The following is a 13,217-nucleotide window of genomic DNA, read 5'->3' as shown; positions in this document are numbered from 1 at the left end:
CTTTTCAAGGCTCGCGGACGATAGCGAAGTTCGGCAGGCTGTCGACCGGCTGGGCGAAGTCGTAGGGAATCGACTCCAGCGCCAGGCCGACGTTGCGCTGGATCACGAAGTGCAGGTGCGGCCCGCTGCTGTTGCCGGTGTTGCCGGAGCGCGCCAGCGGCGTGCCGACCTGGACCCGCTGGCCCTCGGCGACCAGCACCGAGTGGCGCATCAGGTGCAGGTAGACGCCCATGGTGCCGTCGTCGTGCAGGATGCGGACGAAGTTGCCCGAGGGATTGTTGCCGCGCCCGCTCTGGTTGTTCTCGATCTTCACCACGGTGCCGCCGCGGGCGGCGATGATCGGCGTGCCCTCGGGCATGGCGATGTCCATCGCGTAGCGGCCCTTGGGGGTGAAGTGGCTGTACTTGCCATTGGCGCCCTGGGACAGGCGGAACGGCCCGCCGCGCCAGGGCAGCGGATAGCGATAGAGCAGCGGCTGCTGGCGCGGGTCGCCGAGCGCGTAGCGCAGCTTCGGCGTGTAGCTCATCGGCTTGCCGGCCTTGCGCGGCGCCAGGGTCGCCAGGCGCACCTGGCTGCGCGCCGGGACCACCCAGCGAATCGGCCCGTCGGGCACCCCAACGGCATTGCGCGGGTTGCGGATCCGCAACTCGACCTCGACCGGCGCGTAGAGGTCGTTGCGCACCTGCAGGGTCTCGCCACCCGCGTGCTTCTTCGTCTCCAGCTTCACTTCCCGTTCCAGGTGCTCGACCATCCGGTCGCGGAAGACGAACACCTGCGCCCCGGCCACGGCGCGGTCGGAGTAGGTCACCACGCCATTGGCGTCGGTGTACTTGTAGATGGTCAGGGCCGCAGCCGGAGCTGCCGCGGCGAACAGGCCACAGAGAAGGAGGAGGCGCCCTAGCATGACTGCACGGATCGTGTCGTTCTGGTTATCCCGAATCGGCAAGACTAGCAGCGCTTTATTGCCAGGGCGAGACGACAGCGAGCGGGCTGTGAACGGATCGTCGGGAAAAAAACCGCTCAGGCGCCGGGAACGTAGTGCTTCTGGGTACTTCCGCGGGCGATCAGGCGCGACAGGTAGTCGAGCTTCTGCGGGTCGCGGTCGACGAAACGCAGGGTCAACAGCAGCCAATCGCTATCCGGCTTCGGCTCCAGCGCGGCGATGGCGTGCAGGTAGCCGTTCAGGCGCGCCACGTCGCTGTTTTCCTCGAGGTCCAGCACCGCGCTTTCCAGCACCTGCGGCAGCGGGTCGGCGCGCTTCACCACCAGTTGCGCTTCCTTCAGGCTGACCGCCTTGATCACGCAGGGCATGCTGCTCTGCGGCAGGCGCAATTGCGCCTGGCCCAGCGGGTTGCCGCTGCCGGCGGGACGCGCGCTGGCCTGGGGAGCCGAAGCCGGCTTCGGCGCGGGGGCCGGTTTTGCCGGACTGGCGGCGGGCTTGATCACCTCGGCGCGACCGCCGGTCAGAGCGGCCAGCGAATCGTTGGCCATGCCGCTGGCGATCTCCCGGCGCGGCGCGTGGGCCGCCAGGGCTTCCAGCTTGCCGCTGCGGCTCAGGGCCTTCTTGATCTTGGCCACCAGTTGGTCATTGGAGAATGGCTTGCCGATGTAGTCCGACACCCCGGCCTGGATCGCCTGGACCACGTTCTCCTTGTCGCCGCGACTGGTGACCATGATGAACGGGGTAGTCTTGAGGTTTTCCTGGGCACGGCACCAGGTCAGCAGTTCGAGGCCGGACATCTCCGGCATCTCCCAGTCGCAGAGGATCAGGTCGACGTTCTGCCGACTGAGCAGTTGCTGGGCCTTGCGGCCGTTCACGGCCTCCTCGATATGAAGGCCGGGGAAGTTGTCGCGCAACCCTTTCTTCATCAGATCTCGGATGAAGGGGGCGTCATCCACCACTAGCGCGCTGACTTTGCTCATCGACTTCTCCTGGACAGGTTCGCCTAGGATAGCCTCCCCTGCTGGCAGGATGCCAAGCCTTGCTGCAGTCGCGCGAAGAAACAAGGCTCCAGGTCAAGGGAGCCTTGCCTGCGGAAGATCACTCGCCGCGGTTGTTCTCGACCTCTTCCTTCATGCGGGTCAGGCCGATGTGACGAACGTCGGTGCCGCGAACCAGGTAGATCACCAGCTCGGCGATGTTGCGCGCATGGTCGCCGATGCGCTCCAGCGAGCGCAGGGCCCAGATGATGTTGAGCACGCGGGATATCGCCCGCGGGTCTTCCATCATGTAGGTGACCAGCTCGCGCAGGGCGGTCTTGTATTCGCGATCGACGGTCTTGTCGTACTGCGCCACGGACAGCGCCAGGTCGGCATCGAAGCGGGCGAAGGCGTCCAGTGCCTCCTGCACCATCTTCTGTACCTGGCTGCCGATGTGCCGAACCTCGACGTAGCCGCGCGGCGACTCGCCTTCCTCGCACAGCTGGATGGCGCGGCGGGCGACCTTGGAGGCCTCGTCGCCGATCCGCTCGAGGTCGATCACCGACTTCGAGATGCTGATGATCAGGCGCAGGTCGGAGGCCGCCGGCTGACGCCGGGCGAGGATACGCACGCACTCCTCGTCGATGTTGCGCTCCATCTGGTTGATCTGGTCGTCGATCTCGCGGACCTGCTGGGCGAGGCCGGAGTCGGCATCGATCAGCGCGTTGACCGCGTCGTTGACCTGCTTTTCCACCAGCCCGCCCATGGCCAGGAGGTGGCTGCGCACATCCTCCAGCTCGGCGTTGAACTGCTGGGAGATGTGATGGGTGAGACTGTCTTTGTTGATCATGTGGGGAATCCTTCTGGAGCCGCTGCGACCGGTGACATCAACGAGCTACGGAGAGCGCCGGAGGCAGCGGTATCGCCGCGCCTCCGGACGCGCCGCTAGCCGTAGCGGCCGGTGATGTAGTCTTCGGTCTGCTTCTTCGCCGGGTTGGTAAACAGCGTATCGGTGTCGCCGAACTCGATCAGCTTGCCCATGTACATGAACGCCGTATAGTCGGAAACCCGCGCGGCCTGCTGCATGTTGTGGGTAACGATGACGATGGTGAACTTCGACTTCAACTCGTAGATCAGCTCTTCGATCTTCAGCGTGGAGATCGGGTCCAGCGCCGAGCACGGCTCGTCGAGCAGCAGCACTTCCGGTTCCACCGCGATGGTCCGGGCGATCACCAGGCGCTGCTGCTGGCCACCGGACAGGCCGAGGGCGGACTCGTGCAGGCGATCCTTCACCTCCTCCCACAGCGCAGCCCCCTTCAGCGCCCACTCGACGGCCTCGTCAAGTACGCGCTTCTTGTTGATGCCCTGGATACGCAGGCCGTAGACCACGTTCTCGTAGATGCTCTTGGGGAACGGGTTGGGCTTCTGGAACACCATGCCGACGCGACGGCGCAGCTCGGCGACGTCGACGCCCTTGGCGAAGATGTTGTGGCCATCGAGGCGGATCTCGCCTTCGACGCGGCAGCCGTCCACCAGGTCGTTCATCCGGTTGAAGCAGCGCAGCAGGGTCGACTTGCCGCAGCCGGACGGGCCGATGAAGGCGGTCACGCGCTGCTTCGGAATGTTCATCCGGACGTCGAACAGGGCCTGCTTGGCGCCGTAGAACAGGTTCAGCCCGGGCACTTCCAGTTCGACACTTTCGGAAGCCAGGTCGAGGCTCTGGCGGTCGCGGCCGAGCGCATCGAAGTTGATGCCGTGGCTGGCGGTCTCGTTTTGCATGGGAAGCTCCCTCAATCAGTTTTCCAGGGCCTTGTACTTCTCGCGCAGGCGATTGCGGATCGCGATGGCGGAGAAGTTCAGCAGGGCGATCACCACGACCAGCAGCAACGCCGTAGCGTATACCAGCGGCCGTGCGGCCTCGACGTTGGGGCTCTGGAAACCGACGTCGTAGATATGGAAACCGAGGTGCATGATCTTCTGGTCGAGATGCACGTACGGATAGTTACCGTCGACCGGCAGCGACGGTGCCAGTTTCACCACGCCGACCAGCATCAGCGGCGCCACTTCGCCGGCGGCACGAGCCACGGCGAGGATCAGGCCGGTCATCATCGCCGGGCTGGCCATCGGCAGGACGATCTTCCACAGCGTTTCCGCCTTGGTCGCGCCGAGCGCCAGGGAGCCTTCGCGGACCGCGCGCGGAATCCGCGCCAGGCCTTCCTCGGTGGCGACGATCACCACCGGCACGGCGAGGATCGCCAGGGTCAGCGAGGCCCAGAACAGTCCGGGGGTACCGAAGGTCGGCGCCGGAAGGGCCTCGGGGAAGAACAGCCGGTCGATGGAACCGCCCAGCACGTAGACGAAGAAGCCCAGGCCGAACACGCCGTAGACGATCGCCGGTACGCCGGCGAGGTTGTTCACGGCGATGCGGATCACCCGGGTCAGCGGCCCCTGCTTGGCGTACTCGCGCAGGTAGACCGCAGCGATCACGCCGAACGGGGTGACGATCAGCGCCATCACCAGGGTCATCATCACGGTGCCGAAGATCGCCGGGAAGATACCGCCCTCGGTATTGGCCTCGCGCGGATCGTCGCTGAGGAACTCCCAGAGCTTCTTGAAGTACACCGTCATCTTGGTGCCCAGGCCCATGGCGTTGGGCTGGTAGGCATGCACCAGCTTGCCAAGGGTGATTTCGCTCTCGCGGCCGCTGGCGTCGCGCATTACCACGCTGTCGCGGTTGAACTCCTGGTGCAGGCCGTTGAGCTGCTCTTCCAGGACCTTGTAGCGCGCCTGCAACTCGCTGCGCTCGGCGGCCAGGTCGGCCTGGGCGGCGGCGTCCAGCTTGCCGTCCAACTGCAACTTGCGCTCTTTCAGGCGCAGGCGCTCGAGACCGTGGTTGATCCCGCCGATGTCGCCCTTCTCCAGCTTGTAGAGCTTGGCGTAGAGGTCATCCACCCGCTGCATGCGCTTCTGCAGTTCGCCTACCGCGGCGTCGCCTTCGGCGACCACCTGGCCGTTCTCCTTGACGCTCAGCAGGTAGCCGTAGAAGTTGCCCCACTCGCGGCGTTCGAGAACCATCAGCGCTTCGGGACGCTTGATGTCCTGCAGCCACTCGCCGACGACCCAGGAGAAATCGCTGCCGTAAAGCTCGCGGTTGCCCAGCTTGAGCAGCTCGCGGGTCATGAATTCGGGGCCGGCCTCCGGGACCGGCATGCCGGCGCTGCGCAGGCGCGCGCGCGGCACTTCCTCGGCCTGGACCACCTCGCCGATCACGGTCTTGGCGGCTTCGCCAGGGATCTGGTAAGTCGCCTCGATGACGTTCGCCGGCCAGAAGTGGCCGAGGCCGCGTACCGCGATCACCGCCAGCAGGCCGATGGTCATGATCACCGCGATCGACACCGCGCCGGCGTTCATCCACACCCAGGGCGAGCCGCTGCCGAACCAGGCTTTGACGGTTTCCTGTTTCTGTTTCACAGAGCTATACCTCCGCCGCTTACAACGACGCGTATTTCTTGCGCAGACGCTGACGGATCAGCTCTGCCAGGGTGTTCATCACGAAGGTGAACGTCAGCAGTACCAGCGCCGAGAGGAACAGCACGCGGTAGTGGCTGCCGCCGACCTCCGACTCGGGCATCTCCACCGCGACGTTGGCCGCCAGGGTGCGCATGCCTTCGAAGATGTTCAGTTCCATCACCGGGGTATTGCCGGTCGCCATCAGCACGATCATGGTCTCGCCGACGGCGCGGCCCATGCCGATCATCAGCGCCGAGAAGATGCCTGGGCTGGCGGTCAGGATCACCACGCGGGTCAGCGTCTGCCAGGGCGTGGCGCCCAGGGCCAGGGAGCCGTAGGTAAGGCTGCGCGGCACGCTGAAGATGGCGTCCTCGGCGATCGAGAAGATATTCGGGATCACCGCGAAGCCCATTGCCAGCCCGACGATCAGGGCATTGCGCTGGTCGTAGGTGATGCCCAGGTCGTGGCTCAGCCAGAGGCGCATGTCGCCGCCGAAGAAGGTGGTCTCCAGGTGCGGGCTCAGCCACAGGGCGAAGGCGCCGACGGCGAGCACCACCGGGATCAGCAGCGCGGCTTCCCAGCCGGCCGGCAGGCTCAGGCGGATACGCTCGGGCAGGCGGCTCCAGAGCAGGCCGGCGAGAAGGATGCCCAGCGGCGTCAGCAACAGCAGGCTGAACACCCCTGGCAGGTGGCCTTCGACGTAGGGCGCCAGGAACAGGCCGGCGAAGAAGCCGAGGATCACCGTCGGCAGCGCCTCCATCAGCTCGATCACCGGCTTGACCTTGCGGCGCATCGCCGGAGCCATGAAATAGGCGGTGTAGACGGCGGCCGCGATGGCCAGCGGAGCTGCCAGGATCATCGCGTAGAAGGCGGCCTTGAGCGTGCCGAAGGTCAGCGGCGAGAGGCTCAGCTTCGGTTCGAAGTCGGTGGTCGCGGCGGTGGACTGCCAGACGTAGGCCGGCTTGTCGTAGCTCTCGTACCAGACCTTGCCCCAGAGCGCGCTCCAGGAGATTTCCGGGTGCGGGTTGCTCAGGGCGAAGCGGTGGATCTTGCCACCCTGCTCCAGCAGCAGGCGGTTGGCCCGCGGCGACAGGGTGATGACCCCGGAAGAGTCGGCGACCGGCTGGACCAGCAGGGTACGGTGCGCCGTGCTGTGGAAGACGCCGAGGTTGCCCTTCTCGTCCAGGGCGATGAAGCCCTTGCGCCGTTGTTCCGGAGCGATGGCGCTGATCGGCGCGCCATCCAGGTTGAAGTCGCGAACGTGCGACAGGCGCGGTTCGCCGTCGGTATCGCGAGCCATGAACCACTGGGCGATGCCACCCTTGGAATCGCCCACCAGCAGCGAGATGCCGCCCAACAGCTGGGTGCTCGCGGTGACCTCGGCGTTGGGGTCTTCCAGCAGCTTGTAGCGACCGTTCAACTGGCGGCTGTGCAGGTCGAACACATCGGCGGTGGCACGTCCGTTGATCACGTACAGCCACTGCTTGCGCGGGTCGAGGTAGATGGCTTTCACCGGTTCGGCGATCTGCGGGAGTTCGATGCGCTCCTCGTCCAGCGTGCTTTCGCCGGTCAGCATGTTCTCTTCGCGAGTCATGCTCAACAGCAGCAGTTGCTTGTCGACGGAGCCAGCCAGCAGCAGGCTGTCGTCGCCGGCATTGATGCTCACATGCTCCAGCGGGCGGCCCTGCGGATCGAGACCGATCGGGGTCTCGCCGTAGGGGAAGGCGATCTCCGGGGTGATGGTCTTCTTGTTGTCCGGGTAGGTGACCTTGTAGGTGTGCTGGAACACCAGCACCTGTCCGTTGGACAAGCCCAGGGCGACCGTCGGGCTGCCCGGCTGGTCCTGGGCGATCGAGCGGATCTCGCTGCCCGCCGGAAGCGGCAGAGCGACACGCTTCAGTTCGACACCGGTCTTGGCGTTGAAGAAGAGGATCTCGCCCTGGCCGCCAACGCGCATGGCCACCTGGTTCTGCTCCTCGATGCTGAGCAGCAGGGGCACCTGCGCCTGCTGCATCCAGGCCGGAGTCAGCGCTTCGCGGGTCTCCAGGTCGGCGCCGCGGAACAGCGGGAGCACGACGTAGGCCAGGTAGAAGAAGATCAGGGTGATCGCCGCCAGCACGGCCAGGCCGCCGACCAGCACGTACCAGCGGGTCAGGCGGTCCTTGAGGGCACGGATGCGGCGCTTGCGTTGCAGGGCTGGCGTATTGAAGTCAATCCGCTCGGGAGCAAGGGAGGAGTTCATCGGGGAGTTGGCCATGTCGTTCATGGGGTGACACCCTAAAGGCTCTGTATGACAGACAGATGACAGCAACATGACGCAACAAAGCCCGCCAGCAGAGCCTCGCTGGCGGGAAAGGCCGGCGGGTCCTAGCGCCCGCCGGCAGAGCCTTCATGCCTGGACGGCCCATCGCTGGGCCATCCGCTCAAGTCACTGGATTACAGGCCCAGTTCCTTGATCGCCTTCTCGGCCACCTTGGCCGGCAGCGGGATGTAGCCGTCCTTGACCACGACCTGCTGGCCGGTCTTGGACAGAACCAGCTTGAGGAACTGAGCCTCCAGCGGATCCAGCGGCTTGTTCGGCGCCTTGTTCACGTAGACGTAGAGGAAGCGCGACAGCGGGTAGGTGCCGTTCAGGGCGTTCTGCTCGTTGTCCTCGACGAAGGCAGCGCCTTCCTTCTTGGCCAGGGCCACGGTCTTCACGCTGGCGGTCTTGTAGCCGATACCGGAGTAGCCGATGCCGTTCAGCGACTGGCTGACCGACTGCACCACGGAAGCCGAACCCGGCTGCTCGTTGACGTTCGGACGGAAGTCGCCTTTGCACAGGGCTTCTTCCTTGAAGTAGCCGTAGGTGCCGGAAACCGAGTTGCGGCCGAACAGTTGCACCGGCTTCTTCGCCCAGTCACCGGTCAGGCCCAGGTCGCCCCAGGTCTTCACGTCCTGCTTGCTGCCGCACAGGCGGGTAGCGGAGAAGATCGCATCGACCTGCTGCATGGTCAGGCCTTTGATCGGGTTGTCCTTGTGCACGAAGATCGCCAGGGCGTCGACAGCGACCGGGACGGCGGTCGGCTTATAGCCGTACTTCTGCTCGAAAGCCTGCAGCTCGACGTCCTTCATCTTGCGGCTCATCGGGCCCAGGTTGGCGGTGCCTTCGGTCAGGGCCGGCGGCGCGGTAGAAGAGCCGGCAGCCTGGATCTGGATGTTCACGTTCGGATAGAGGCGCTTGTACTCCTCGGCCCACATGGTCATCAGGTTGGCCAGAGTGTCGGAGCCGACGCTCGACAGGTTGCCCGACACACCGCTGGCTTTCTGATATTCCGGCAGCGCCGGGTCGATCGCGGCTACCGCGGAAGCGGCGCCTACGCCTGCGGCGACGAACGTCAGGGCCGCCATCAAACGCTTGAGTTTCATGCCTTGCTCCTTGGACAGGATGGGGTTGGATGGAACGGGGGCCAGTATCGTCAGGCCGCATGAAGACTCTATGAAAGGAATGTGACAGTTGGATGAAATGCCATCAGCCTTCCGACATTTTTCCGCAAGCCTTGGGAGAAGCCCTGCCACACCCCTAAAAGCCTGGAAACACAAGGGCTCCAGCCTTTCACGGAGGGGCCCGGGAGGCCCTCTGGAGCGCGTTTTCGATCCGCCTGGGGGAGGTAGCCGTCCATCCGTTTCATGCAGGATGGGTAGTTTCCAGGGCAATTGTGACAGTCGCCGCCGGCATTCGCAGTCGAGAAAAGAAGCGAGGAAGCACGCCTTTTTCCGCGCGCAAAAGCAAAACCCCCGGTCATCGCTGACCAGGGGTTTTGGGATAGGAGCTTGACGATGACCTACTCTCACATGGGGAGACCCCACACTACCATCGGCGATGCGTCGTTTCACTTCTGAGTTCGGGAAGGGATCAGGTGGTTCCAACGCTCTATGATCGTCAAGCAATTCGGTTGGATATCCGTTCGCTTGGGCTTACGTCTATCCGGATTCAGGTATGTGATTTCAAGGTGTTTTGCGGTTCATGCGAACTTTCGGTTCGTCGACTTCACCTTACAACACACAATCGTCAGATTGTTTGGGTGTTATATGGTCAAGCCTCACGGGCAATTAGTACTGGTTAGCTCAACGCCTCACAACGCTTACACACCCAGCCTATCAACGTCGTAGTCTTCGACGGCCCTTCAGGGGAATCAAGTTCCCAGTGAGATCTCATCTTGAGGCAAGTTTCCCGCTTAGATGCTTTCAGCGGTTATCTTTTCCGAACATAGCTACCCGGCAATGCCACTGGCGTGACAACCGGAACACCAGAGGTTCGTCCACTCCGGTCCTCTCGTACTAGGAGCAGCCCCTCTCAAATCTCAAACGTCCACGGCAGATAGGGACCGAACTGTCTCACGACGTTCTAAACCCAGCTCGCGTACCACTTTAAATGGCGAACAGCCATACCCTTGGGACCGGCTTCAGCCCCAGGATGTGATGAGCCGACATCGAGGTGCCAAACACCGCCGTCGATATGAACTCTTGGGCGGTATCAGCCTGTTATCCCCGGAGTACCTTTTATCCGTTGAGCGATGGCCCTTCCATACAGAACCACCGGATCACTAAGACCTACTTTCGTACCTGCTCGACGTGTCTGTCTCGCAGTCAAGCGCGCTTTTGCCTTTATACTCTACGACCGATTTCCGACCGGTCTGAGCGCACCTTCGTACTCCTCCGTTACTCTTTAGGAGGAGACCGCCCCAGTCAAACTGCCCACCATACACTGTCCTCGATCCGGATCACGGACCAGAGTTAGAACCTCAAGCATGCCAGGGTGGTATTTCAAGGATGGCTCCACGCGAACTGGCGTCCACGCTTCAAAGCCTCCCACCTATCCTACACAAGCAGGCTCAAAGTCCAGTGCAAAGCTACAGTAAAGGTTCACGGGGTCTTTCCGTCTAGCCGCGGATACACTGCATCTTCACAGCGATTTCAATTTCACTGAGTCTCGGGTGGAGACAGCGCCGCCATCGTTACGCCATTCGTGCAGGTCGGAACTTACCCGACAAGGAATTTCGCTACCTTAGGACCGTTATAGTTACGGCCGCCGTTTACCGGGGCTTCGATCAAGAGCTTCGCTTGCGCTAACCCCATCAATTAACCTTCCGGCACCGGGCAGGCGTCACACCCTATACGTCCACTTTCGTGTTTGCAGAGTGCTGTGTTTTTAATAAACAGTCGCAGCGGCCTGGTATCTTCGACCAGCCAGAGCTTACGGAGTAAATCCTTCACCCTAGCCGGCGCACCTTCTCCCGAAGTTACGGTGCCATTTTGCCTAGTTCCTTCACCCGAGTTCTCTCAAGCGCCTTGGTATTCTCTACCCGACCACCTGTGTCGGTTTGGGGTACGGTTCCTGGTTACCTGAAGCTTAGAAGCTTTTCTTGGAAGCATGGCATCAACCACTTCGTCATCTAAAAGACGACTCGTCATCAGCTCTCGGCCTTGAAACCCCGGATTTACCTAAGATTTCAGCCTACCACCTTAAACTTGGACAACCAACGCCAAGCTGGCCTAGCCTTCTCCGTCCCTCCATCGCAGTAACCAGAAGTACAGGAATATTAACCTGTTTCCCATCGACTACGCTTTTCAGCCTCGCCTTAGGAACCGACTAACCCTGCGTCGATTAACGTTGCGCAGGAACCCTTGGTCTTTCGGCGTGGGTGTTTTTCACACCCATTGTCGTTACTCATGTCAGCATTCGCACTTCTGATACCTCCAGCAAGCTTCTCAACTCACCTTCACAGGCTTACAGAACGCTCCTCTACCGCGTCACTTACGTGACACCCGCAGCTTCGGTGTGTGGTTTGAGCCCCGTTACATCTTCCGCGCAGGCCGACTCGACTAGTGAGCTATTACGCTTTCTTTAAAGGGTGGCTGCTTCTAAGCCAACCTCCTAGCTGTCTAAGCCTTCCCACATCGTTTACCACTTAACCACAACTTTGGGACCTTAGCTGGCGGTCTGGGTTGTTTCCCTTTTCACGACGGACGTTAGCACCCGCCGTGTGTCTCCCATGCTCGGCACTTCTGGGTATTCGGAGTTTGCATCGGTTTGGTAAGTCGGGATGACCCCCTAGCCGAAACAGTGCTCTACCCCCCAGAGTGATACATGAGGCGCTACCTAAATAGCTTTCGAGGAGAACCAGCTATCTCCGAGCTTGATTAGCCTTTCACTCCGATCCACAAGTCATCCCCTACCTTTTCAACGGGAGTGGGTTCGGTCCTCCAGTCAGTGTTACCTAACCTTCAACCTGCTCATGGATAGATCGCCCGGTTTCGGGTCTATACCCAGCGACTAAACGCCCTATTAAGACTCGCTTTCGCTACGCCTACCCTATACGGTTAAGCTTGCCACTGAATATAAGTCGCTGACCCATTATACAAAAGGTACGCAGTCACCTAACAAGTAGGCTCCCACTGCTTGTACGCATACGGTTTCAGGTTCTATTTCACTCCCCTCTCCGGGGTTCTTTTCGCCTTTCCCTCACGGTACTGGTTCACTATCGGTCAGTCAGTAGTATTTAGCCTTGGAGGATGGTCCCCCCATGTTCAGACAAAGTTTCTCGTGCTCCGTCCTACTCGATTTCACTTCAAAGATCCTTTCGCGTACGGGGCTATCACCCACTATGGCCGCACTTTCCAGAGCGTTCCGCTAAAATCAATGAAGCTTAAGGGCTAATCCCCGTTCGCTCGCCACTACTAAGGGAATCTCGGTTGATTTCTTTTCCTCAGGGTACTTAGATGTTTCAGTTCCCCTGGTTCGCCTCTTGCACCTATGGATTCAGTACAAGATACCTAGGTTATCCTAGGTGGGTTCCCCCATTCAGAGATCTCCGGATCAAAGTCTGTTTGCCGACTCCCCGAAGCTTTTCGCAGGCTACCACGTCTTTCATCGCCTCTGACTGCCAAGGCATCCACCGTATGCGCTTCTTCACTTGACCATATAACCCCAAGCAATCTGGTTATACTGTGAAGACGACATTCGCCGAAAATTCGCGCTTGAACTCGCAAATTTTACCTTGACTTGAATGATCACCAGTGAAAGAGATCATTCAGTCTTACTTCTATCACATACCCGAATTTTTAAAGAACAGTTCTGGTGCAAAGACCAGAAATCAATGTTCATTCACGAACATTCATTTCTGAGCTTTCGACGATTGTTTTAGATGGTGGAGCCAAGGAGGATCGAACTCCTGACCTCCTGCGTGCAAAGCAGGCGCTCTCCCAGCTGAGCTATGGCCCCGTATCGGATCACGCAGCACACCAACAATTGGTGGGTCTGGGCAGATTCGAACTGCCGACCTCACCCTTATCAGGGGTGCGCTCTAACCAACTGAGCTACAGACCCAATCGTCTAACCAGTGAATCAAGCAATTCGTGTGGGAGCTTATGAAGAAGCTGAGATCTTCGATTAAGGAGGTGATCCAGCCGCAGGTTCCCCTACGGCTACCTTGTTACGACTTCACCCCAGTCATGAATCACTCCGTGGTAACCGTCCCCCTTGCGGTTAGACTAGCTACTTCTGGAGCAACCCACTCCCATGGTGTGACGGGCGGTGTGTACAAGGCCCGGGAACGTATTCACCGTGACATTCTGATTCACGATTACTAGCGATTCCGACTTCACGCAGTCGAGTTGCAGACTGCGATCCGGACTACGATCGGTTTTATGGGATTAGCTCCACCTCGCGGCTTGGCAACCCTTTGTACCGACCATTGTAGCACGTGTGTAGCCCTGGCCGTAAGGGCCATGATGACTTGACGTCA

Annotated in this window: 7 protein-coding genes, 2 tRNA genes and 3 rRNA genes (1 of these 12 only partly in view); all 12 read right to left on the bottom strand. The window is 61.1% G+C overall.

The genetic code is table 11. The features are described from left to right. Positions 1-4: 4 nt before the first annotated feature. Positions 5-904 carry a peptidoglycan DD-metalloendopeptidase family protein gene (locus FOC67_RS27075; RefSeq protein ID WP_003096656.1) on the bottom strand — a complete coding sequence of 300 codons (900 nt, stop codon included), beginning with the start codon at positions 902-904 and terminating at the stop codon, positions 5-7. A gap of 116 nt (positions 905-1,020) precedes the next feature. Then, positions 1,021-1,923 carry a response regulator gene (locus tag FOC67_RS27070; RefSeq protein WP_003096657.1) on the bottom strand — a complete coding sequence of 301 codons (903 nt, stop codon included), beginning with the start codon at positions 1,921-1,923 and terminating at the stop codon, positions 1,021-1,023. Between the two features lie 118 nt (positions 1,924-2,041). Further along, positions 2,042-2,770, bottom strand: a complete 729-nt coding sequence (phoU, locus tag FOC67_RS27065) for a phosphate signaling complex protein PhoU (RefSeq protein WP_003096661.1) — start codon at positions 2,768-2,770, stop codon at positions 2,042-2,044. A gap of 95 nt (positions 2,771-2,865) precedes the next feature. After that, positions 2,866-3,699, bottom strand: coding sequence for a phosphate ABC transporter ATP-binding protein PstB (gene pstB, locus FOC67_RS27060; protein ID WP_003096663.1), 834 nt, complete (start codon positions 3,697-3,699; stop codon positions 2,866-2,868). Positions 3,700-3,714: 15 nt separating this feature from the next. Continuing rightward, on the bottom strand, positions 3,715-5,391 hold the full coding sequence (pstA, locus tag FOC67_RS27055) for a phosphate ABC transporter permease PstA (protein ID WP_003096667.1): 1,677 nt from the start codon (positions 5,389-5,391) through the stop codon (positions 3,715-3,717). Positions 5,392-5,410: 19 nt separating this feature from the next. Next, on the bottom strand, positions 5,411-7,444 hold the full coding sequence (locus FOC67_RS27050; RefSeq protein ID WP_003123734.1) for an ABC transporter permease subunit: 2,034 nt from the start codon (positions 7,442-7,444) through the stop codon (positions 5,411-5,413). Between the two features lie 422 nt (positions 7,445-7,866). Further along, positions 7,867-8,838: a phosphate ABC transporter substrate-binding protein PstS gene (pstS, locus tag FOC67_RS27045; RefSeq protein WP_003096673.1), complete on the bottom strand. Its 972-nt coding sequence runs from the start codon at positions 8,836-8,838 to the stop codon at positions 7,867-7,869. Between the two features lie 403 nt (positions 8,839-9,241). Further along, positions 9,242-9,357 (bottom strand): 5S ribosomal RNA (gene rrf / locus FOC67_RS27040). Between the two features lie 144 nt (positions 9,358-9,501). Next, positions 9,502-12,392 (bottom strand): 23S ribosomal RNA (locus FOC67_RS27035). Positions 12,393-12,618: 226 nt separating this feature from the next. Then, positions 12,619-12,694 (bottom strand) — tRNA-Ala (locus FOC67_RS27030). Between the two features lie 28 nt (positions 12,695-12,722). After that, positions 12,723-12,799 (bottom strand) — tRNA-Ile (locus FOC67_RS27025). A gap of 64 nt (positions 12,800-12,863) precedes the next feature. After that, positions 12,864-13,217, bottom strand: a 16S ribosomal RNA gene (locus FOC67_RS27020) (it continues 1,182 nt past the right edge of the window). The 16S, 23S and 5S rRNA genes sit together here with 2 tRNA genes alongside, the layout of an rRNA operon.

The organism is Pseudomonas sp. FDAARGOS_761 (assembly GCF_013343155.1).
GTDB lineage: Bacteria > Pseudomonadota > Gammaproteobacteria > Pseudomonadales > Pseudomonadaceae > Pseudomonas > Pseudomonas aeruginosa.
The sequence above is the reverse complement of the archived record's forward strand: the minus strand, read 5'-3'. Positions and strand labels throughout refer to the sequence as shown.